This window comes from Desulfomicrobium orale DSM 12838 (assembly GCF_001553625.1).
GTDB lineage: Bacteria > Desulfobacterota > Desulfovibrionia > Desulfovibrionales > Desulfomicrobiaceae > Desulfomicrobium > Desulfomicrobium orale.
Genome location: NZ_CP014230.1, coordinates 390,554 through 413,267, shown reverse-complemented (window position 1 = coordinate 413,267; position 22,714 = coordinate 390,554). Strand labels below are relative to the sequence as shown.

At 61.7% G+C, this 22,714-nt stretch carries 17 protein-coding genes and 2 pseudogenes; 14 read left to right on the top strand and 5 right to left on the bottom strand.

Annotated features, from left to right (window positions below; genetic code table 11):
* Positions 1-7 precede the first annotated feature (7 nt).
* Positions 8-487: a MauE/DoxX family redox-associated membrane protein gene (locus AXF15_RS01870; RefSeq protein WP_066602553.1), complete on the bottom strand. Its 480-nt coding sequence runs from the start codon at positions 485-487 to the stop codon at positions 8-10.
* A complete protein-coding gene (locus AXF15_RS01865; RefSeq protein WP_066602552.1) occupies positions 484-1,128 on the bottom strand; it encodes a rhodanese-like domain-containing protein in 645 nt (214 codons plus the stop codon). Before AXF15_RS01865 ends, AXF15_RS01870 begins: the two co-directional genes overlap by 4 nt.
* 109 nt (positions 1,129-1,237) lie before the next feature.
* Between AXF15_RS01865 and AXF15_RS01860 the strand changes: the two genes are divergently transcribed.
* The 3 genes from AXF15_RS01860 to AXF15_RS01850 are packed head-to-tail and all read left to right on the top strand — an operon-like array spanning position 1,238 to position 3,768.
* Positions 1,238-2,758: a glycosyltransferase family 9 protein gene (locus tag AXF15_RS01860; protein WP_066602550.1), complete on the top strand. Its 1,521-nt coding sequence runs from the start codon at positions 1,238-1,240 to the stop codon at positions 2,756-2,758.
* 55 nt (positions 2,759-2,813) lie between these two features.
* A complete protein-coding gene (locus AXF15_RS01855) occupies positions 2,814-3,431 on the top strand; it encodes a DUF8043 domain-containing protein (RefSeq protein ID WP_066602548.1) in 618 nt (205 codons plus the stop codon).
* Entirely contained in the window at positions 3,424-3,768 is a 345-nt protein-coding gene (locus AXF15_RS01850) for a hypothetical protein (RefSeq protein WP_066602546.1), read from the top strand. Before AXF15_RS01855 ends, AXF15_RS01850 begins: the two co-directional genes overlap by 8 nt.
* Before the next feature lie 225 nt (positions 3,769-3,993).
* Here AXF15_RS01850 and AXF15_RS01845 read toward each other — a convergent pair whose 3' ends face one another.
* From AXF15_RS01845 to AXF15_RS01835, 3 genes are read right to left on the bottom strand one after another with little or no spacing between them, the layout of a single operon-like run.
* Entirely contained in the window at positions 3,994-5,070 is a 1,077-nt protein-coding gene (locus AXF15_RS01845; RefSeq protein WP_066602540.1) for an LptF/LptG family permease, read from the bottom strand.
* Positions 5,067-6,242, bottom strand: coding sequence for an LPS export ABC transporter permease LptF (gene lptF, locus AXF15_RS01840; RefSeq protein ID WP_066602539.1), 1,176 nt, complete (start codon positions 6,240-6,242; stop codon positions 5,067-5,069). The genes AXF15_RS01845 and lptF overlap by 4 nt, the downstream gene beginning before the upstream one ends.
* Positions 6,239-6,421, bottom strand: a complete 183-nt coding sequence (locus AXF15_RS01835) for a hypothetical protein (protein WP_066602538.1) — start codon at positions 6,419-6,421, stop codon at positions 6,239-6,241. Before AXF15_RS01835 ends, lptF begins: the two co-directional genes overlap by 4 nt.
* Positions 6,422-6,927: 506 nt before the next feature.
* On the opposite strand from AXF15_RS01835, the gene epsC reads away from it, so the two are divergent.
* The 11 genes and pseudogenes from epsC to AXF15_RS01775 all read left to right on the top strand — a co-directional run bounded on the left by epsC (position 6,928) and on the right by AXF15_RS01775 (position 22,697).
* Positions 6,928-7,758 carry a serine O-acetyltransferase EpsC gene (gene epsC / locus AXF15_RS01830; RefSeq protein WP_236884798.1) on the top strand — a complete coding sequence of 277 codons (831 nt, stop codon included), beginning with the start codon at positions 6,928-6,930 and terminating at the stop codon, positions 7,756-7,758.
* Positions 7,759-7,794: 36 nt separating this feature from the next.
* Complete coding sequence (locus tag AXF15_RS01825; RefSeq protein WP_066602530.1) at positions 7,795-8,517, top strand: thioesterase II family protein; 723 nt, start codon at positions 7,795-7,797, stop codon at positions 8,515-8,517.
* Positions 8,514-9,248 (top strand): 4'-phosphopantetheinyl transferase family protein, encoded by a 735-nt coding sequence (locus AXF15_RS01820; protein ID WP_066602528.1) that lies wholly within the window; start codon positions 8,514-8,516, stop codon positions 9,246-9,248. The genes AXF15_RS01825 and AXF15_RS01820 overlap by 4 nt, the downstream gene beginning before the upstream one ends.
* 178 nt (positions 9,249-9,426) lie before the next feature.
* Positions 9,427-11,081: pseudogene (locus AXF15_RS01815) on the top strand (AMP-binding protein).
* A gap of 84 nt (positions 11,082-11,165) precedes the next feature.
* The gene (locus AXF15_RS14655) at positions 11,166-11,546 is read left to right on the top strand and encodes a type 2 periplasmic-binding domain-containing protein (protein ID WP_066602525.1); all 381 of its coding nucleotides are present in this window, start codon (positions 11,166-11,168) and stop codon (positions 11,544-11,546) included.
* Entirely contained in the window at positions 11,534-12,199 is a 666-nt protein-coding gene (gene dctP / locus AXF15_RS14650; protein ID WP_257721623.1) for a TRAP transporter substrate-binding protein DctP, read from the top strand. Before AXF15_RS14655 ends, dctP begins: the two co-directional genes overlap by 13 nt.
* 57 nt (positions 12,200-12,256) lie before the next feature.
* Positions 12,257-12,760, top strand: coding sequence for a TRAP transporter small permease (locus AXF15_RS01800; RefSeq protein WP_066602521.1), 504 nt, complete (start codon positions 12,257-12,259; stop codon positions 12,758-12,760).
* Positions 12,717-14,050, top strand: a pseudogene (locus AXF15_RS14800) (TRAP transporter large permease). Before AXF15_RS01800 ends, AXF15_RS14800 begins: the two are co-directional and overlap by 44 nt.
* A gap of 270 nt (positions 14,051-14,320) precedes the next feature.
* Positions 14,321-15,925: a (2,3-dihydroxybenzoyl)adenylate synthase gene (locus tag AXF15_RS01785; protein ID WP_066602512.1), complete on the top strand. Its 1,605-nt coding sequence runs from the start codon at positions 14,321-14,323 to the stop codon at positions 15,923-15,925.
* A gap of 83 nt (positions 15,926-16,008) precedes the next feature.
* Entirely contained in the window at positions 16,009-19,509 is a 3,501-nt protein-coding gene (locus tag AXF15_RS01780; protein WP_066602509.1) for a non-ribosomal peptide synthetase, read from the top strand.
* Complete coding sequence (locus tag AXF15_RS01775; protein WP_335338904.1) at positions 19,506-22,697, top strand: non-ribosomal peptide synthetase; 3,192 nt, start codon at positions 19,506-19,508, stop codon at positions 22,695-22,697. The genes AXF15_RS01780 and AXF15_RS01775 overlap by 4 nt, the downstream gene beginning before the upstream one ends.
* Positions 22,698-22,714 lie beyond the last annotated feature (17 nt).

Sequence of the window (22,714 nt, the reverse complement as noted above, 5' to 3'; positions counted from 1 at the left end):
TCCCCGCTCAATCTGTCGTTGCGGGCGCTTCTTCGGTATCCATGACGGGTTCGGCCGCACAGACGGTCCTTTCCCGGGAAGGATTTTCCCGGCGGTACAGCCAGGCCGCGGCCAGTCCGAGGGTCAGAAAAATCACGTCGCGGATCAGGTACCAAGTCATGCTGGCGGGCGCCGAGGAACCGAAGCAGCCACAGTCCACATCGAGTCCGCGCAGATGGGCGCTTCCCAGCGCGGCCAAGAAGACGGCGAGCAGCAGATTGGTCAGAAAAAGGGCCGGGCCCGTGCAGACCTGGCAAACCAGCAGGATGGCCAGCAAGACTTCCAGCCAGGGCAGAGTCAGAACCGTGAACCGGACCAGCGCGTCCGGCAGAAGCTGGTACCCGGCCACGCTCTGGGTGAAGGCCGCCGGGTCCAGAATCTTGGGGATGGCCGCAGCGGTGAAAATCAGGGCCAGAATCAGGCGCAGGGAATGCGCGGGCGTGCTCATGGCACCTCCGAAGCGTTGGGGCTGGTAGGAAATTGATCATCCGGCGCGGGCATTCCGGCTTCCCCGGAAGGATGCATCCCGGCCTGGCCGCCGTCCACCGGTGCGGAATCCTCTGGCGGTACGGAGCCGGACATGTCCGTCATACCGGCATCCGGCGCGGGGACAGGCCCGGCCGCCGTAGGCAGCTCGTGGTCCCGCCACAGGGCCCAGCCGTTTCTGAGTACCCGGACGCCGGACACTCCCGCCGCCGAGAGCTGATCCGCCAGCTCGTGGCTCAGCTCGCAGAATTCGCCGTCGCAATAAGTGATGACGGTTTTCTGCTCCAGCCGTTCGCGGATGGCCGGAAACTCCCGCGTGAAGACGAAGGGCGGCAGCGAGAGCGCGCCTTCGATGTGCCCGCCCTCATAAAGGTCCGGATCGCGGGCGTCGAGAAAAACGGCCTGCCCCGAGCGGTACAGGGCTTCGGCGTCGTTCAGGGAAATGTCCCGGCTGGCCGGAACGTGCTCCGGGGCCGGCGCAGCAGGTTCGGGAGAGGCGATACGAAGCGTTTCCTGCCGTGCGGCGTCGAACAGAAAGGCCAGACCTACGGCCGCGGCCATGATAAGCAGGGTTTTGATGCCAAAAGCGAGGGATGGTTTCATATGTTGACTCCTCGGCAAGCCTCCTACGGTCCCTTTGGCGGGAGCGCAAGGGCGGACCGCCGCCGATTCCCTTGAGCCGTTGGCATGTCTCTTGTTAGCCGGAGGAACCATGCGCACTCTCGTCATCAATCTGACCCGGTTCGGAGACCTGCTTCAGACCCAGCCCGTGCTGAGCGGGCTGCGGGATCTGGGCGGGCACGTGGCCCTGGCCTGTCTGGACACCTTCCAGGGCGCAACGGTTCTGCTGCGGGATCTGGATCAGGTGCTTGCCGTGCCCGGAGCCAAGTTTCTGGCTCTGCTCGATCGGAGCTGGCCGAAAGCCGTGGCCGCTCTGGCCGCCTGGAGCACCGAAGCCGGCACATGGGACCGGATCGTCAATCTGACCCCGACCCTTCCGGCGCGGGTGCTGTCTCGCTGCTTAAGCGGCCGGGAACATCTGGGATTCGGCCTGGACCGGCTGGGTTTCGGCACCTATTCCGGCCTGTGGGCCGCTTTCCTACAGGCGGCTTCCGCCTACCGGGGATGCAGCCCTTTCAATCTGGCGGATCTTTTCGCGCGGGTGGCGAACGTGCCTCCCGCTCCACTGCCGCTGAAGAAACCCTCTCCGGCCGCACGGGAGCGGGCGCGGTCCCTGCTGGCCGGACTGGAAGGGCCGGCGGTGGCTTTTCAGCTCGGGGCCAGTCAGGACTACCGGCGCTGGCCCGTTTCCGCCTTTGTCCGCGCTGGACGCGTGATCCGGGAGCGAAGCGGGCGCTCCCCGGTACTGCTGGGCAGCGCGGCGGAATCCCATTTGGGGCGGGAATTCGCGGCCCGGGCCGACTATCCCTTTCTCGACCTCACAGGCGCGACGGATCTCGAAACCCTGGCCGCCGTGCTGCTCGAAACGGAGCTGCTGCTGACCAACGACACAGGCACCATGCATCTGGCAGCGGGGCTCGGCGTTCCGGTGGCGGCGGTTTTTCTGGGCACGGCCCAGCCCTTCGACACGGGCCCCTGTCTGGAAGGCAGTCTTTCTCTTGAGCCGGACATGGACTGCCATCCGTGTTCTTTCGGAGAGAAATGCCCGCATGCCCTGGCCTGCCGGGAACGGATCGACCCCGGCCTGCTGGGCGAGACCATCGCGGCCCGGCTCGGTGGAGAAAGCTGGAAGATCCCCCAAGGCCTGGGCGCCCGCGCATGGCAGGCCAGACGGGACGCACAGGGGTTCATGGAACTTTTTTCCCTGTCCGGCCATGACGGGGCGGACAGAAGCCGGTGGATCGGCATGCAGCGCGACGTATATCGCCGTTTTTTTGACAGGGACAATTCCCCCGTCGCCCCCCGGCTGGTCCAAGGAGAATTCTGGACTGGCCTTGCACGGGAGCTGGAACGCTGCACCCTGCTGCTGACCCTGGTGGAGGAGCAGGCCAGGCTGCTCGCGCTGCGGCCCGTCGACGCCCTGCGCCGGAAATTTCTGCTGAACTGCCAGACATTGCAGGATGTACTGGAGCGAAGCCCGGCTCTGGGGGTGCTGGGGCCCATGTGGAAATACCAGTGGACGGAGGAATCCCGCATGGACGAATTCGTGAACCTGTGCGGGCAATACCGCGCCCTGACGGCACTTTTCCAGAGCTGCATGAGTCTGGCATGATTGTTGATAAATAAGGCCGCATAGGCAAAATAAACCCAGAAAAGAGGACAGATACATGATTATCATCGACGGCCAGCGCAGCGCCCTTGAAGTTCGGCATTTCGAGAATCTCGAACAAATCATAGAACAGGTCATGGCGGACGACCGCATGCGGCAGCGGGTGGTCACCGATGTTCTGGTCAACGACGAGGCTTTTTCGGAAATCTATCCGCATCAGGCCGAGGACATGGAAACAGACGCCATCGAGCGGGTGGAAATCGTCTCCGTGACGGCCGGGGAAATGGCCCGGAACATCACTCAGGAACTCTACAAGGTGGTCACCCTGATGGACAGGGCCGGCAGCCAGGTGGCGGAATATTTTCGCCTGGCCGAAGACGGCATGGCCCTCGAACTCTATTCCGACCTGCTGGCAGTGAACCGCGACTTTCTGTCCATGGTCGCCGTGCTGAGGGGGGAATTCGCGGTGGATTCCGCTCTGGACCAGGACGGTACGCTGGACAGTCTTTCCCAGCTTTTTTCGGAGATGATCGAGATTCAGGAAAACGAGGACTGGATTCTGCTCGCCGACCTGCTCGAGTACGAGTACCTGCCCCTGGTGCGGAAGACCAAGGACCTTGTGGCCGGCCTGCGGGAGGCGGTGAAGACCGCCACCAGGGAGGCAGCCTATGCCTGAGGATATGTTTGAGCGGATTGTGAATCTGGGCAGACAGGAAGCGGTGCATCTCGCCGCTGAGGATACCGAAGGACTGGCGGCCGTTTTGTCCGAGCGGGAGGAAGCCATCAATGCTTTCATCCAAGCTGGCCCCGGAGAGAAGCGGGAAGCGTTTCTGGACAAACTGACCAAGCTGCAGGACATGAACGCCCGCCTGCGTCACGAGGCCAGAGCCCTGCATCGTTCCCTCAAGGAAGAGTTGCTCCGCCTGCGTTCCGAAAACCGCCGCTTGGGCGGATACCGGGGCAGCGCCATCGTCACACCCATGAACAGCCTGCTGGTCAGCCGCAGGGGATAACGCCCGATCATTTCAGCCACAGCAGGACGGCGGCAAAAAGGTCAAAAGCTACCGCCATCCTGCTGTTTTCGGACAACCCCGATTATCAGCACGTGCCGGTGCGGCCTGACATCAGTCCTCGTCCTGACCACCGCCCTGGATCATGGCGTAAGCCACCACGCATCCCAGCAGAAATCCACCTAGAGTAATCCACCAGAGCATTGATCCTCCCGTGACGGCCTTGCATCAGCCAAGCCACGCGCGGCCCCAGAACATCCGGGCCCCGGCCAGGGCCGCAAAGAAGATGTTGGCTCCCCAGGCCGCGGCAAAGGGCGGCGCAAGGCCTTTTTCCCCGGCCGAAACACACAGCACGAACATGCCGTGATAACAGAACGTGACCACCAGGCCGAGCGGTATGGTCAGATAGAGCGAGCCGGACACGGAAACCAGGGCCAGAGCGATGAGCCCCATGATCAGCACCGAGCCGGCATAGGCCAGCTTCGTGTGCCAGGCCGTCAGCAGCCGCTCGATGTTGGAGCCCGAATCCCGAAGCCGCCGGATCTCGCTTCCCAGCCGCCACAAAGGCAGGGATTCCAGACTGGCCTTGGGATCGATGACCAGAAAACTCTTCAGCGGAGTCACCATCCGCAGCCGCAGCGCATCTTCCCGGATGACGGAAAAAGAGGCGGGTACGGTCCGCTCGACGCCGCTCAGCACCCATTCCCCGCGCTGAACCTCAAAGGATTCGGCCCGCACGATCTCGTCGATTGCTCCGGACGCCGGATCGAGCATGAATATCTCCACGCCGGCGCCGTCCTCTTGGGCCGGAACGACGGAAGACAGATGCACGACCCTGTTTTCCTCCCGGAACCAGATGTCGTGCAGCCGCCGGTTCTGCATCTGGCGATTGCGAACCTCCTCGTTCCAGATTCTGTCGGCGGCCCTGTGTCCGTGCACCCCCAGAAATTCGGAAAGTGTAAGCTGCACGCCGCACAGGATCAGGGCGTAAATCAGCACGCTTCTGGACAGCGCGCCAAAGGAAACGGCGCAGGCTTCCAGGGCCAGCAGCTCCCTGCCGCGGGCCATAAGCCCGAACTGGGTGACCAGCGCGAGCAAAAAGACCGCCGGAAAAATCTGGGCCAGGATAAAGGGCAGGCGGTAGATGAAGTACGCGACAACATCCTGAAGCCCCGTGCCGGAGTCCAGAAAATCGTCCAGCCGGTCGAAAAGATCGATAAACACGTATGTCCCAAGGCCGATGGCGCAGATCAGCAGCAACAGCCCCATGTTCTGGCGCAGAAAATAGCGGGTGAGCAGGGTCATGAACTGCTCCCGGCACGCGGCCCGCGCCGCGAAAAGTATTTCAGAATGGCCGGATTCCACCCGCGTTCCTCCGCCGCCATCCGGATACCGGCCAGAGCCGCGGCCAGAAAAAGAGCGTTGGGCAGCCACAGGCCCACCGCCGGTTCGAGCACGCCGCCCTCGGCCAGAGACATGCCCGCCGAAAGCAGCACATAATACAGGAAGAAGGCGCCCAGGGCCACGACCAGACCGTACTGCCGCTTCATGCCCTGAAAAAAGAAGGCCAGCGGCAAGGCGAAGAGCCCCAGCACCAGGCAGGCGGCGGGCAGGGCCAGACGCTTGTGCAGTTCGATGTGCACCTTGCGCTGAAAATTGAGACTCTCATGGTCGAAGGCACCCCGGAATACGCCCCGCAGAGTCTGCCAGGACATTTCCTTCGGAGCCTTGTCCTTGAGTTCGAAGCCCCCCAGCAGCCGGGTCGTGTCCAGAGAAAGAAGGTACCGCCCGAAGCCGGCCACGGAGAGTTCACCATCTTCCTCGCGGTACACGCGGCCGTCTTCCAGGCGCACGAAAATCTGGCCCCGCTCAGGATCGGAGTCGATCCGGCCCCGAGGCGCGACGATGGTGGCCGGTGCGCCGGGCCTGGAATTTTCCCGGGCGAAGATATCCCGCAGCTCTCCGGTGCCCGGATCGGCCTGCCGGGCGTAAACCGTCAGATGCGGAAACGAGGTGTTGAACACGCCGGGCTGCACGCTGACGGCGGTCTTGTGCCGGGCCAGCTCCACCACCATTCTCCGGAAATTGTCCATACCCCAGGAGATGCCGGCCAGGGAAAGCCAGAGGGTCAGCCCGCAGCAGATCAGACTCAGCATCACCGGAGCAGGCAACAAGGCTCCGAAGCTCAGCCCGCCCGCCCGCAGGGACACGAGTTCCCTGTCCGCACCCATGCGCAACAGGGTCAGAAAAAGACCCAGCATGCATGAAACCGGCACCAGCAGAATGAGAAAAAGCGGGCTCAGATAGACGAACAGCCGGATCAGATCCGCAACGGTCACGCCTTGGGCCAGAAACAGATCGCGCAGTTGCAGCAGGCGGCCCAGTAAAATGAGGCAGAGCAGGGCTCCGAGACAGATGCCCGTGATGAGGGCCATTTCCCGGAACAGGACGCGCTGCAGAAGAGGGATGCGGATCATGGATGCGCGTCTTCCCGCTCATAGAAGCGCGACAGGGCCTGCTCTTCCAAAGGAGTGAGATTGTAGCGGGGTCCGGCTTCGGCCATGAGGGCGCACACGTCGCCGCCTTCGCCGCGACGCTCCTCGATCCAGGCGATGGCCTCGCGCAGATTCCTGTCCGTGGGCATGATGGTGGGCATGGATTGGCTCCTTGGCTTTCCTTCGTGACGAAAGGCACCATAGCCCAAAGGTTTCCGGGGCACAACGCGGCCGCGAGAGCCGACCGGTTGGAAAGAAGAGACAAAAAAGACGCATGAATGCGTCTTGTGTACTTCTTGATGGCGGGGTTGTCCAAGTCGCGCTACGGCCGGTTGGTTGCGGCAGGAAACGGGTCCCCCCGGAATGACCGGACATTCATCATGCACATTATGTCATGTTTTTGGTCCGAATTGGTATGGCCTTTGTTTTTTTGGTCCGTATTCTGACTAGGTTTCCCCGAAAGCGAGTCGGAGTCATGCGTTTCCCCGAAAGCGAGTCGGAGTCATGCGCCGGCCGGCTCTTGCGGGAAGACGAAAACGCAACGTGGTTTGCAAAGGCTCGACTTTCAACAGAAGAGGTTTGCGGCATGTTCTCCTCGTCCGTCGCCGGCGCGACTCCAGTAAGCCGGCTCGATTGCGTCATAGGCCAGCTGTGTGCACCCGAGGCCATGAGCGATATCGCTCATTCTCCGCTGCACAACGCCCCCATGCCGTCTCTGGAGGTCATCCGGGAAATCGTTCATCTTCTCAAAACGATCCTGTTTCCCGGCTACTTCGGAACGCCTGTGCTCTCCGAGTCCCATCATTACCACATCGCTGCATCCATCGATTCTGTGCTTCAGCGGATGGCCGGGCAGATTTATTCCGGCGCGTGTTTCTCCCATGCGCGGTATGCCAAGGAATGCGGCGCGTGTTCGGAATGCCAGAAACTTTCCTACGAAAAGGCCGTGTGCTTCATCGAGCGGCTGCCCGTCCTGCGGAAGCTTCTCGCTTCGGACGCGAGAGCCGCCTATGAGGGCGATCCGGCGGCGACGAGTCTCGGCGAAACCATCTTCTGCTATCCCTCTATTCTGGCGATGACCCACTACCGTATCGCCCACGAGCTCAGCGAGCTTGAAGTGCCGCTTCTTCCGCGCATCCTCACGGAAATGGCCCATACTGCCACGGGGATCGATATCCATCCGGGAGCCCGGATCGGGGAAGGGTTCTTCATCGATCACGGCACGGGGGTGGTCATCGGGGAGACATCCGTCATCGGCAGGAACTGCCGCCTGTATCAGGGCGTCACCCTCGGCGCGCTTTCCTTCCGCAAGGATGCCTCGGGCATGCTGGTCAAGGGGCTTCCCCGTCACCCGCGTCTCGGCGACAACGTCATCATCTACGCCGGGGCGACGGTTCTGGGAAATATCACCATCGGTTCGGGAGCCATTATCGGGGCCAACATGTGGGTTACGGAGGACGTACCCGAGCGGGCGCGGATCGTTTCCGGCAACAAATAGGCGGCTGCCGTTTCAGGATAAAAAAGGAAGAAAAACATGCCAGGTTGGTTCATGCCGGAAAAGGTCCCGTATGCTCCGGTTCGACTTTTCTGTTTTCCCCATGCCGGCGGCGGGGCTTCGGCCTACCGCGCCTGGACGAAAGATCCCGCGATGGGAGTTGTTCCCGTCCAGCTTCCGGGCCGTGAAAACCGGATGCGGGAGGCGCCCCTGCTGTCCATGAAGGAGGTTGTCGAGCAGGCCGCCGAGGCGGTTCTGCCTTATGCCGGACAGCCGTACGCCTTTTTCGGGCACAGCCTCGGTGCGCGCGTCGCCTTCGAACTGGCCCGGCATATGCGGCGAGAAGGCCGGCCCCTTCCCTGTCATCTGTTCGTTTCGGGAAGCCGCGCTCCGGAAATTCCCGAACCTTCTCCTCTGCACGAGCTCGAAGAGGACGAGTTTTTCGCCGCACTTTCCCGCTACGGGGGGACGCCGCAAAGCCTTTTGGACAACAAGGAGTTGATGAAGCTTTTTCTCCCGCTCTTGCGGGCGGATTTCACTGTCGATGAAACCTACGTGTATCAGGAAGAGGAGCCCCTTCCCGTTCCGTTCACGGCCTTTCGCGGTTCCGACGATCCAGAGGCGACCAGGGAGGAAATGGAGGGCTGGGGGCGGCATACGGCCCGGGGCTTCTCCTTGTGCGAGATCCCGGGAGATCATTTTTATCTGACGCATGCCGCGCCGCTGTTGTTATCGGGCATCCGGAGGGCGCTCGGCATATGAACCCGGCCGGTCAGGTACCCGTCCGGTGGATATTCGAGTCGGAAAGTTCGAAGCGGATGCCGTGCGGCAGCCCTGAAGTCTGGACGGTTCACCTGGACGACCCCCTGGTGCTCGCTCAGGCCCGCACCGTACTTTCTCCCGAGGAAGAAGCGTCGGCCAGGCGTTTCGCCACCGTCACGCTGGGCGATCGCTATGCCGCCGCGCACGGGGCCTTACGGATTCTCCTCGGGCGCTGGCTCGGCCGCGACCCTCGCGAAGTGCGTTTTTTCCGGAATGTCTGCGGGAAGCCTTTTGTGGAGGGCGGGCCGTACTTCAGCCTTTCTCATGCGGAAGGGCTGGCCGCCGTGGCGATATTTCCCGACCGCGAGGTCGGAGTGGATATCGAGCGGGTGAGGCCGTTTCCGGCCATGGCGGACATTGCGGAGCAGTTTTTTTCTTCCGGCGAGCGAGCCTGGATAGCTGGCGGTGTTCCGCCTGAAAGCCGTTTTTTTCGGTGCTGGGTGCTTCGGGAAGCCTTTGTGAAGGCGCTCGGAGAAGGGCTTTCCTTTCCGCTGGACCGATTCTGCATCCGCCCGCCGGATGATCGGGGAGGAGACGGCGTTTCCCTTATCCTGAAAGATGGTGACTCCCCCGATGTCGATCTGACGGAATGGCATCCCGCCGAAGGCTTCGCGGGTGCCCTCGCCGTACGGAGACAGCCATTTGTTGGTCAGGATCAGGGGTTGTCATGAATTCTGAACGCCTTTTTTCGCCTCTCAGCGCATAAAAACGAGGCGTAATGAAAGCTGCGGAGATGAAACGATGTCTCGCCCCCGGATGCGGATCCTGTCCGGAGGGTGTGTCCGGGGAGGATTTTTCTCCATTTCGACGGGGGATTCCCTCTCTCCCGAAGCAGTGGCCGGAGATGTCATGAAAGAATTTGCAGTGCAGGAACTGACCCTGGGGCAGGTTCTCGATGCCGCCGTCAAAGCGTTTCCCTTGGGGGAGGCGGTCGTTCATCCGGCTTCAGGAGTGCGGTGGACTTGGCTGGAGCTTTCGGAGCGGGTCGATGACACCGCCCGGGGGCTGATGACCATCGGCGTGGATGAAGGGGAAAAGATAGCCCTGTGGGCTCCCAACTGCCCGCAATGGATCGTGTTCATGTTCGCGGCGGCGAAGATCGGCGCGGTGCTGCTCACGGTGAATACGAATTATCAGGAAACGGAGTTGCGTTACCTGCTGCGGCAATCCGGTTGTGGGACGCTCGTGTTTTTTCAGGGTTTGCACGGACGCGATTTTGCAACCTCCCTCCATGCTGCCGTCCCGGAGGTGCTGGAGCACCCGCGGGGTGCGCTGCATTCCCGCCATGCGCCGGAGCTGCGCCGGATCGTGGCTTTCGGGGATGCTCCGGTCAAGGCGGCCGCCTACTCCCTGTCCGAGCTGGATGCTCTGGGGCGGGATGTTTCCGAGACGGCCTATGCGGCCCGCCGGAGCGCCGTGGAGCCGTACGCCATAGCCAACATGCAGTATACGTCGGGAACCACCGGGTTTCCAAAGGGTGTGATGCTGACCCATGTAGGTATTGTGAACAACGCCCGTTGCGTCGGCGGTAATCTGAGCCTGACCGCGGCCGACCGGGTCTGCCTGCCTGTGCCGCTGTTTCACTGCGTGGGTTGCGTGCTTGGCGCATTGGCCTGCACTTTTTACGGGGCCACGATGGTTCTGCTGGATACCTTCTCGCCCATCCCGGTTATGAACGCGGTAGCGCAGGAGCGCTGCACGGCTTTGTATGGGGTGCCGAGTTTTTTTCAGGCAGTGCTGCATCACCGGTTTTTTCCACGTTTCGAGTTCGGCACGCTTCGCACGGGAATCATGGCGGGAGCCGTATGCCCCGAAGAACTCATGCGCGCGGTCATGACCCGTATGGGCATGGAGGGAATCACCATCTGCTACGGGCTGACGGAAGGTTCTCCGGTACTGACCCAGACCCGGATGGACGATTCCGTGGACCGCCGTGTCTCGACAGTGGGACGGTCTCTGCCCGGCATCGAGGTTTCCATCCGTGATCGGAACTGCAACACGGAGCTCCCTCGCGGCGAAGTGGGGGAGGTCTGCTGCCGGGGCTACAACGTCATGCGGGGATATTACGATATGCCGGAAGCCACGGCCGAGGTCATCGACGATCATGGCTGGCTGCATACGGGTGATCTCGGATGCATGGACGCGGACGGCTATGTCAGCATCCGGGGGCGGATCAAGGACATGATCATCCGGGGAGGGGAAAACGTATACCCCCGCGAGGTTGAGGATTATCTCCGCACCATGGATGGAGTTCTCGACGTCCAGATAGTCGGAGTGCCCAGCGAACGCTATGGCGAAGAGGTGGGCGCCTTCCTGATCGTCAGGGAGGGGCGGATGTCTCGCCGGAGACTGTCCGGGCATTCTGCCGGGGACGCATCGCTTGGTACAAGATTCCTCGGCATCTCGCACTGGTGAGGGAGTTTCCTCTTACTGCCAACGGTAAGGTCCAGAAATACAAACTGCGGGAAATGGCGGAACGCTATTTTGTTACTGCCGACGCGTAACGTCTCGGCAGCCGTTCTTTGCTGGAGAGCCCCGGCAAGCTGCCGGAGCACGATTAACAATATTGATGAAACGGAGAGCGGGATATGAAAATCTTGCGGGGGCTGCTGTGCGGCTTTGTGCTGTTGGGATGGGGTGTTTTGAGCGATGCTCACGCCGACGACGTATTTGTTCTGAACTTTGAAACCGGCCTTGGCTCGCAGTCCGTGCAGCAGGTGCGGACGGTGCAGGCGTGGAGCAAGGCTGTGGAAGAAGCCTCCAATGGCCGGATCAAGATAAACCTGTATCCCAGCGGATCGCTGGCCAAACCGAACGTCAACCTGATGGCCTGCCAGGACGGTCTGGTGGACATCGCCTACCTGCATTCCTTTTTTTTCATCGACCGGCTGAAGGCGCTCGAAGCTCTGTACGTACCGGGCCTGAACATCACCAATCCCGCGCAGCTTCTCTCGCAGTGTGGGATCTGATCGCAAGGACCCCCGCTTTCCACCAGGAAGCGAAAGGCGTCAAAATTCTTGGCGTGCATGTCTCTCCGATGGTCATTGGAAGCGTGGCCAAACCCGTGGCTACCCTCGATGATTTCAAGGGACTCCGGCTGCGTACGAATGGCAAGAGCACGGCGTTGCTTGCCGAGCGTATGGGGGCCACGGTCATGACGGTGCCCGGGCCGGACATTTTCATGAATCTCCAGAAGAAGATCGTCGAGGCCACCGTCGCCGCATGGGAAGGACACCGCGGGTTCGGGCTGGTGAACATCTGTAATTTTTTTACCGAAAGTGATTTCCTGCCGCCTATCTATTTTTATTTGGTAATCAACGAGAACAAATGGAACTCACTGCCGCCCGACCTCCAGAAGGTGATGGAGGACGCCAGCGGCGCACGCTTCGCGGCCTTGGGCGGTGAAACGGAGGCATCCATTTCCGAGGAGATGCGCAAGTCCCTGCAGGTGGAAGGCAAGGCCGTCCTGAACTTCTCTGCTTCCGATCGCGAGAAGATCGACAAGGTATGCGCCGAGGTTCGGGAAGAGGAATTGAGCCGGATGGAGAAAGAAGGCGTCCCGGACGCCCGCCGGTATGTGGCGGAATTTCTTGAACTCATGAAGCAGTACGAAACCCGGTAAAATGCATGAGCGGCCGTGCGGATGAAAGCTTCGTGCGGCCGCGGAGGTTCTGCTCGCATGGATTGCATGAAGAAAGGAGGCGCGGCCATCCGCAGGGCGGCCCTGTGGGGTAATGTCCTCGGATGCGTTCTGTTGGGATTCATGACACTGCTTGTCACGGCGGATGTTGTGATGCGTGGCTGTTTCGGCACGTCCATTTCCGGCGTCTTCGAGGTGGTCGAAGTCCTCATGGGAGCGGTGGTCGGGTGCGGCCTTGCCTATACGGGCGTGACCCACAGCCATCTGGAGGTGGAAGTCCTGACGGACATGATGCCGCGGCGGGTGCAGCGCGCCCTCGGCGTGCTGGGCTGTCTGCTCGGATGCGTCCTCTGTGTCGCCATGGGCTGGAAAACGGTGGATTATGCCGTCGATGCTTTCATCAACGGAGAGTGTACACCGACGACGAGCATCCGGACATGGCCGTTCATCGGATTGCTCGGGGCGGGTTTTTTCCTGCTGGCGGTTGTTTCTCTGCTCCATGTCCGGAAGCATTTTCAGGGGATGGTTCGCCATGACGCCTGAATGGATCGGTCTGCTGGGCTTTCTCGCACTGCTCGCGCTGTTGTTCCTTCGCGTTCCGGTGGCGGTATCCATGGGTGTGGTGGGTGTCGTCGGCATGGCTTCCCTGCTGGGCCCGGGGGCCGGACTCAACCTGTTGCGGACGGCCCCGTGGACGAGTGTGGCTTCATATGACTACGCGGTGATCCCACTGTTCATGCTGATGGGAAACCTGTGCTCCCACAGCGGCATTTCCGAAGACCTGTTCCGCATGTTGCACCGATGGACAGGCCATTTCCGTGGAGGTCTGGCTCTCGCGACCGTCGGAGCCTGTGCCGGATTCGCAGCTCTCAGCGGCACTACGCTGGCGACCGCCGTGACCATGGGAGCCGTGGCTCTGCCGGAAATGAAGAAACTCAAATACGATCCCGCGCTCAGCACGGGCGTGGTCGCCGCCGGGGGACCCTTGGTGTGCTCATCCCGCCGTCGACGGTGATGGTCATCTACGGCATCCTCACGGAGCAGAACATCGCCAAGCTGTTCATGGCGGGCGTCATTCCCGGCCTGCTCCAGGCCCTGTTCTATGCCGCGGCTGTCGGCGTCATATGCCGGATCAAGCCCGCGATGGGTCCCGCCTGCGCACCTTTTCCCCTGCGTGAACGGATGCGGTCACTGAAAGGGACATGGCCCGTCTTCGCCCTTTTTCTGCTCGTGATGGGCGGCATCTACAAAGGCTGGTTCAGTCCCTCGGAGGCGGCGGCCGTTGGCGCCACGGGTGCATTTGCGCTGGCGATGCTCCGCCGTCGTCTGACTTCCAGCGCCCTTGGGTTGTTGTGCATGGATACGGTCAAATCCACGGCCATGATCATGCTGGTGATGGTCGGGGCCATGCTGCTCGGGTATTTTTTTTCCGTGACCAGAATTCCGTTCACCTTGGCTTCGACTGTCAGCAGCCTTCAGCTCAGTCCCACTCTGATCATGGGCATTCTGGTGACCATGTACGTCGTCCTTGGCTGTGTGATGATTCCCATTGCCATGATCGTGCTGACCATGCCCATCGTCTTTCCGCTGATCACGTCTCTGGGCTATGACCCGATCTGGTTCGGAGTCATCGTGGTGCGCATTTTCGAGATCGCTCAGATCACTCCTCCGGTGGGCCTGAACATATTCGTCATCAAGGCTTCCGTGCCCGATGTCCCGTTGACGACGGTTTTTCGCGGCATCTTTCCCTTTCTGATCGCCGATATTGCGCACCTCGTCCTCCTGTTCTCCTTTCCCGCTTTGAGTCTCTGGCTTCCCGGAATGATGGAGTGAAGAGAGAGGTACGTTTTTGACCGTATCTGGTATGTCCATGGGGATGTCTGACCGCTATTGACCTCCTCTTGGGGTCGGCCGCGAAATGGGAGGACGGACATCCGCCGTGCGGGAAGTCAATCTCTTTTCCTGCGCTTAATGTCTCGTGGTCGCCTCCCCCCTTTCCACACAAAGAGATGGAACACCGGTTTCCGGCGATGCGGAAATCCATATCCGAAATCGGAGGAATTCATTTCCGTTTCTCAAAAATGATCCGGCAAGGAGTCAGAAGTGTATATCGTGCCTGAGGAGACGTACATTGCCAGCGGATATTGGCAACCGTATTCGCTTGGCGAGGAACTGCGCCGGAGCGCGGAGCGGCATGCGGACCGTATCGCCGTTGTTTCCGGTGAAAGAAGGGTGACCTACCGCGAACTCGACCAGCTTGTGGACGAATATGCCGCAGGAATGATTGAATTGGGCATCCGCCCCGGTGACCGCGTTCTGCTCCAGCTTCCCAATCGGCTGGCATTCGTGCTGACAGCTTTCGCGCTGTTCCGTTTGGGAGCTATCCCCATTATGGGCCTCCCGGCGAACCGCGAGGCGGACATTGCCGCACTGTGCAGGCTGGCCGAACCCGTGGCCTACATCACGACGGACAAATACGGTTCCACTGAATACCGTTCCATCGTTGAAACTCTTTCCAGTGGCCATCCATACCTGAAATATTTCATTACCGACAACGGCGGGATTGAGGACACCATCCCTTTGGAGTCGCTGCGCAGGCCAGATCCCGTCATCAACTGGGTTCCACCCCATTTTACGGAAACGGCCGTGCTCCTGCTGTCCGGGGGCACGACCGGCACGCCCAAGCTGATTCCCCGCCGGCATACGGACTACGTCTACAACGCGCGCGCCGCCGCTAAACGCTGCCGTCTCGACGAAGACAGCGCGTATCTGGTGGTGCTGCCTGTCGCACACAATTTTTCGCTGTCATCCCCCGGCATTATCGGGACGCTGCTCAGCGGCGGCAAGGTGGTTTTGTCCGAAAGCGCGGGCAGCGACACGGCCTTCGATTTGATCGAGCGCGAAAAGATCACCTTTACCGCGCTGGTGCCCGCGTTGCTGGGTCTCTGGCTGGAGGCCCGGGAATGGGAAGAAGCGGATTTGTCCAGCCTCGTGTTCATCGAGGCGGGTGGCTCGGCGGTCGACCCTGGCATGGCAGCGCGCGTGGAGGCCGCATTCAACTGCAAGCTGGTCAACGTATTCGGTACGGCGGAAGGACTCATTTGCATGACCTCATTGGACGACGACGAAGATGTGATCTGTAACACGCAGGGATATCCCATCTCACCGGCCGATGAAGTTCGCATCGTCGATGCGGAGGACCGGGACGTGCCGCCCGGCGAAGCGGGGGAGCTGCTTTCCCGCGGTCCCTACACAATCCAAGGCTATTACCGTGCGCCGGAAGTGAACAGACACGCCGTGACCAGCGACGGATATTACCGCACCGGAGATATCGCCCGTTTTGTTCACGACGGCCGCATTCAGGTGTGCGGTCGCATCAAGGAGCAGATCAACCGCGCCGGAGAAAAGATCGCCCCGGTGGAGGTCGAAACCGTGTTGCGGACGCATCCGCTGATCACGGACGCCGCCGTCGTCGGAGCGAAAGACGAGGCTTTAGGCGAGCGTATTTGTGCCTGGATTATGACCGATGGGGCCGAAGTGACTCTCGCCTCCCTTTACGTCTTTCTCGAAGAAAACGGCGTCGCCCGCTTCAAGTACCCGGACCAGCTGGAACGACTGGACGCATGGCCCGTGACCAGCGTCGGCAAGGTGGACAAGCGGAAGCTCTCGACCATGGCCGAGGAGCGGTACGTTCGGCGCGACGTCTGAGATGCGGTCTGTTTTTCGTCGGGAAGGGCAGGGCCTTTCCCGGCGTTTTCATTGACGCCATATTCCAAGGAGAAAGAGGGGTAATGGCTATCAAGGAGCCCTCGGTCATCGAGTACGATTCCGTCCGCGAAACCATAGGGAATCTGCTCGCGGCGTCCCATTTTTCCGACGACGATAATCTCGTCGGCCTCGGGCTGGATTCCCTGAAGATCATGCGTCTCGTCAGCAGGTGGCGCAAGGCCGGGGTCAAGGTTGTGTTCGCCGAGATGATCGCCGAGCCCACGCTGTCGAGCTGGATGAAGATTCTCCATCAGAAGGCCGGGGTCGAAGGGGCATCCTCCGTCGTCCCCTCCGGAGGTCTTTCGCAGCGGACGCAGGATGAACCGTTCCCTCTGACGGACGTGCAGTACGCCTACTGGATCGGACGGCGCGACGGACAGCCTCTCGGCGGCATTGGATGCCACGCCTATCTCGAATTGGACGGCAGCGGCGTCGAGCCGGACAGACTGGCCCGGGCGTGGCGGACAGTGCTTTCCCATCACAGCCTTCTGCGCGCCGCCTTCCTTGATGACGGCAGGCAGCGGGTCCTGCCGAAACCTGCTTCGGATGGTCTGATTGTCCATGACCTTCGCGGCGCCGATGCGGATGCTGTGGCCGACCGTCTGGCGCAACTCCGCGAAAAGCTCTCGCACCGCCGTTTCGCGGTGGAGCAGGGCAAGCTCGCCGGACTGGAGCTGTGCCTGCTTCCGGACGGACGCACCCGCCTTTTCTTTGACATCGACCTGCTGGTAGCCGACGTGCAGAGCTTTTGCATCGTGCTGCGCGATCTTTCGGCGGCCTACGTCCGTGGCGCCGTACCTCCTGCGCCCGAAACGTGGCGGTTCTCCGATTATCTGGCCCGCAAGAGCGCAAGGGAGAACGCCGACAGAGAACGCGATGCCGCCTATTGGGCCGAACGACTGCCGGAACTTCCCGGTGCGCCCGCACTCCCGCTGAAGCGAAATCCCGAGGAAGTGCTCCGGGCCACCTATCACCGCAGACTCTTCTTCCTGTCCGCGGAGGTCTGGAACGCCCTCAAGGCTCAGGCTGCAGCCCGCAAAGCCACAGCGGCCATGGTACTGCTCACGGCCTATGCCGAAATTCTTGATCGCTGGAGTTCGGTATCCCGTTTCTTCATCAATCTTCCGCTGTTCGACCGGGAAACCGGCGAGGAAGGGCTGGAAGACGTGGTGGCGGACTTCACCAATCTTCTGCTTGCCGATGTGGACTGCACCGAAGAAAAGCCGTTCCTCAGCCGCCTGCGCGACATTCAGGCCCGTTTCTACGAGAATGTCGCACATTCCTCCTACTCCGGCGTACAGATTCAGCGCGATATCGCCAAGGTGCGCCCGAACGAGCGGTTTGTCGCGCCCGTGGTCTTCGCCTGCAATCTGGGAAACCCCTTGCTGACGCAGGAATGCCGGGAAACGCTCGGAAGGCTCCACTACATGCTGTCCCAGACTCCGCAGGTCTGGCTCGATTTTCAGATGTACGAAACGGAAGACGGCGGACTCGCCCTCGCGTGGGATACGACCGAGGAGCTTTTCGCCGATGGTCTGGTCGATGAGATGCTCCACTCTTACGGACGGTTGCTGGAATGGCTCGCTGCCGACGCCGGGCACTGGGAGTGCATTTACGATGCGCTGCCGGAATGCCAGCGCAAACGGCGCGAGCAGGACAGGGCCCTGGCCCTGCCCGCACCTTCCGAAACCATGCACAGGCCGTTTTTTGCCCGCGCGGCCGAAGCGGGGGGAGCTACCGCTCTTGTCGATGGCCTGAGCGGGGAGCGAACCACCTACGGAGAACTGGCGGAAGAGGCGTTGCGAACAGCAGCCCTGCTGCTGCGGCGCGGTATGAAGCGGGGAGCGCCGGTGGCCGTGAGCCTGCCGCACGGCAGGGAACAGATCATCGCCGTGCTGGGCGTTCTCGCGGCAGGCGGGTTCTACGTGCCCGTGAACCCCTCCCAGCCGTTGTCGCGGCGGGAGCGTATTCATCGGAAAATCGGTATCCGGTTCATTCTGAGCCAGGCGGATGTTCTTCCGGATGGCTCGCTGCCCGAAGGGTCATATCTGATCGACATTGCGGACCGCCACATCGTGGAGCCTTTGGCGGAACCGGTGAAGACCGCTCCGGAAGAACTTGCTTATGTCATCTTCACGTCCGGTTCCACGGGCGAACCCAAGGGCGTGGCCATCGAACACCGCAGCGCGCGGAACACCATCGCGGATATCAATTCCCGGTTCGGCGTGGACGGAGGCGACGCATGCCTTGCCGTATCCTCTCTGGATTTCGATCTTTCCGTGTACGATATTTTCGGGATGCTCTCTGCCGGCGCGGCCATCGTCACCATCGACGAGACGATACGCCGCAGCGCCGGAGACTGGCGGCGGATTATCCTCGAACACGGCATCACCATCTGGAATACGGTACCCATCCTGCTCGACATGCTGCTGGTGGACGCCGAGGCGCACGGGAGCAGGCTCCCGTTGCGACTGGCCATGCTTTCGGGGGACTGGATCGGGCTCGATCTGCCGCAACGGCTGAAGGCCGCCTCCCCCGAAGCCAGACTCATCGCCATGGGTGGAGCCACGGAAGCTTCCATCTGGTCGAACATCATGGAAGTCGAGGCGCCGATTCCCGCCGAATGGAAATCCATTCCCTACGGGCGCCCGCTATCCCGGCAGTCTTACAGGGTCGTGGATTCCAAGGGCCGGGACTGCCCGGACCGGGTCGACGGCGAACTCTGGATCGGTGGGGCGGGCGTTGCTCGCGGCTATTTGGGTGACCCGGACCTGACGGCCGAGCGTTTCCGTGAAATCGACGGGATGCGTTGGTACCGGACGGGCGATCTCGGGCGTTTCTGGCCGGACGGCACCATAGAATTTCTCGGGCGCGCCGACAGTCAGGTGAAAATCCGCGGACACCGGATCGAACTGGGCGAAATTGAAGCGGCCCTGAAAGAGCATCCGCTGGTGAAGGACGCCGTGGTCAGGCCGGTCGCTGGCGTGCGGGGCATCCGGCGGTTGGGAGCGTATCTTGTGCCACGGGATTCCGTGGCGGACGAAGAGAGCCTGTTCCGTGGCCTGGAAGTCTTTCTCCGCGACCGCGTTCCGGAGTACATGGTGCCTTCCGCGTTCATGGCTCTCGACGCGCTTCCCCTTTCGGCCAATGGCAAACTGGACCGTAAGGCTCTGCCCGCGTTTGAGGACAAGACAGCCGAGGATACCCAGCCCTCGACGGAGTTGGAAAAAACACTCGTCCGTATCTGGGAGCATGTCCTGCAGGTGTCACAGGTCGGCGTGCGAGACAATTTTTTTGAGCTCGGTGGAGATTCGCTCGTCGCGACCCATCTTGTCGCGGAAATACGGAAAGTGCTCGGTGTGGATCTGACCCTCGACCGGCTTTTCCAGTTCCCGGATATCGCCCACCTCGCGGAGAGCCTCGAAATCACGGCGCAGGAGGCGGACGGTCCGGCCATCTCGGACGCGGCGGCCTTGCCTGCTGTGGAAATCCGCGAAGGAGAGCGCTTCGAGCCCTTCCCCTGACGGATGTCCAGTATGCTTACTGGATCGGCCGCATCGGGGCCTACGAGCTGGGGAATGTTTCGAGCCATGTCTATTTTGAATTCGACAACGCGGGTATGGATCTTGACCGGCTCAACAGCGCCTGGAACCGGCTGATCGGCCGCCACGAGATGCTGCGGGCCGTCTTTCTGCCGGACGGAACCCAGAAGATTCTGCCCGCCGTGAGCGAGTACCGCTTCCCGGTCTATGACCTGCGGAAAGACACAGCCCCGGAAGAATCCATCGGTGCCGTCCGCCAGGCCATGTCCGGTCAGCTTCTCCCGGCGGACACATGGCCCTTGTTCGATATCCGGGCGGCCCGGTATCTGCGGGACGGAAAAGAGCGCTTCCGTCTGTTCCTCGACTTCGACGCAATGATCGCCGATGCTTGGAGTATTTTTCTGCTCATTGACGAATGGCTGCGGCTGTATCGCGCCCCCGACGAGCGGCTCCCCGAACTGCGGCTGTCCTTCCGCGACTATGTGGTTGTGGAGCGCGGGATTGCCGATACGCCTCTCTGGAACAAGGATTTCGGCTACTGGAAAAAACGGCTGGACGATCTGCCCTCCGCGCCGGAGCTCCCGCTGGCGAAGCAGCCCGCGGAACTTGATGCGCCCCGGACTGTGCGCCTGAGCACGGTGCTTAACCCCTCCGTGTGGGAGAGCTTCAAGGCCCGCATCCGCAGGAACGGGTTGACGCCGTCCGGTCTGCTCGTGGCCGCGTACGCCGAAACGCTGGCCCGGTGGAGCTCCAGTCCTCGGTTTACTTTGAACATGACCCTGTTCAACAGGCTCCCGCTGCATGATCAGGTCAATGACATCGTCGGGGATTTTTCCTCCCTCAATCTGCTCGTCGTGGACGCTGCCTCCGGCGTGTCCTTCAGGGACCGCGCCCACGCTATCCAGCGGCAACTCTGGGAGGACATGAGTCACAGACTCGTGAGCGGCGTGCAGGTGCTGCGGGAACTCGCACGGCGCGGCAAACCGGCGCGCATGCCCATCGTGTTCACCGGCGCGGTCAGCCTCGGAACGGCGGGACGCGATGCGTCGGGATTTTCCGGTATGGGAACGCTCGTCACGAGCATCACTCAGACTCCGCAGGTATGGCTCGACCACCAGACCTATGAGCAGGAGGGCCGTCTCGTGCTCAACTGGGACGCCGTCGAAGGGTTGTTCCCGGAAGGGCTTGTGGAGGACATGTTCGACGCCTACGTGCGCCTGCTCAACCGGCTGGCAGCGGATGACGCCGCATGGCTGGAAGCCGCACCGCTCACGCTCTCCGAAACGCAGCGCCGGGCCAGGCTCGCATACAACGCCACTGAAGGGCCTCTTTCCGGGGAAACTCTGGGCTCTCTCTTTCTCAGGCAGGCCCGGAGAACACCCGAGGCGCTGGCTGTTATGACCTCCACGCGGATGTTTTCGTATGGCGAAGTTCTCCGTCGGGCAGGATCTGTCGCACGTATTTTGTCGAACCAGGGAGTCGGCAGGGGAGATCTGGTAGGCGTGGTGACGGAGAAAGGCTGGGAAGAGGTCGTGGCCGTCGCGGGCGCCGTTCTGGCTGGTGCCGCATACGTCCCTGTGAACGCCCATGTTCCCTCCGCCCGGCTCGGGCAGATCGCAAGCGGTGCGGGGTTTCGCGTCATCCTGACGCAGTCGAAATACGAGAAAACGCTGTGCTGGCCCGAAGGGGCGCTGGTCATCGCCGTTGATGGTCTCTCTCCCGAAGACGAATGGGAGGATTCGTTTGAGGCCGCATCCGCAGAGCCGGAGGATCTGGCTTACATCATCTATACGTCCGGCTCCACGGGACAGCCCAAAGGGGTCGCTATCGACCACCGCGGGGCCGTGAACACCATCCTCGACATCAACGACCGGTTCGAGGTGGGGGCGCAGGATCGCCTGTTCGGTCTTTCCGCGCTGAACTTCGACCTCTCTGTCTACGATATCTGGGGAGCGCTGGCTTCCGGGGCGGCGGTGGTTCTGCCCGATGCGGGCAGGCTGAAAGACCCCTCTCACTGGCTGGAGCTGGCTTCCCGTTGCGGCGTCACGATCTGGAACTCCGTACCCATGCTGGCGCAGATGCTGGCGGAGTACATGGAGTTTACGGGTAAAACAGGCGAGGCCTCTCTGCGGCTGGTTCTGATGAGCGGCGACTGGATTCCGCTGGACCTGCCCCGGCGGCTTCGCACTGCGGCTCCGGCGGCGCGGCTGTTCAGCCTTGGCGGGGCCACGGAAGCCTCCATCTGGTCCATCCTCTATCCCATCGAAGAAGTAAGTCCTGAATGGAAGAGCATTCCGTACGGGAGGCCCATGCGCAACCAGCGCTTCCATGTGCTGAACGCACGGCTGGAAGAATGCCCCGAGGGCGTCCCCGGCGATCTGTACATCGGCGGCGTGGGTCTGGCGCGCGAATACTGGCGCGATGCCCCCCGCACGGCAGAGAGCTTCATCGCGCATCCGGGGACCGGCGAGCGGCTGTACCGTACCGGCGACATGGGGCGGATGCTGCGCGGAGGGAACATCGAGTTCCTCGGCCGGAAGGACTTTCAGGTGAAAGTCCGGGGGCATCGGATCGAACTGGGCGAGATCGAGGCCGTGCTGTTGTCCCGTTCCGACGTCCGGGAAGCCGTCGTGGCGGTGACGGGTGAAACCGCCGCCACCAGAAAACTGGTCGCATTCGTCGTTCCAGGCGGAGCCATAGACGAACTGGCCGTACTCGGAACTGTCCGTGACCGCCTGCCCGACTATATGGTGCCCTCGCACCTTGTCGTTCTGGAAGCTCTGCCGCTGTCGGGCAACGGAAAGGTGGACAGAAAGCAGCTTCTGCAGCGTTTCAAGGAAGTGGCCATGCCGGAAAAGGCGGTTGCACCGGCCTCGTCCGAGACCGAAAAAGCCGTAGTGCGGGCCTGGGAGAACATCCTCGGGCGCGTGGTGCCGAACATCGACGACAACTTTTTCGACATGGGCGGCACATCTGTTCTCGCCGTGCGGCTGCACAGAGAACTGGTACGGAGTTTTTCCCGTGAATTTCCCTTGGTGAGCGTTTTTGAATACCCGAGCATCCGGACTCTGGCCGCCTTTCTCGATGAGGGGATTCCACAGGCCGCTACCGCCGCCGGACCGTCCCGGCGTGTCGAGATGCGCAAGAAACGCCGCATGCGCCAGCATTGAGTCAACCGTCGCTTGAA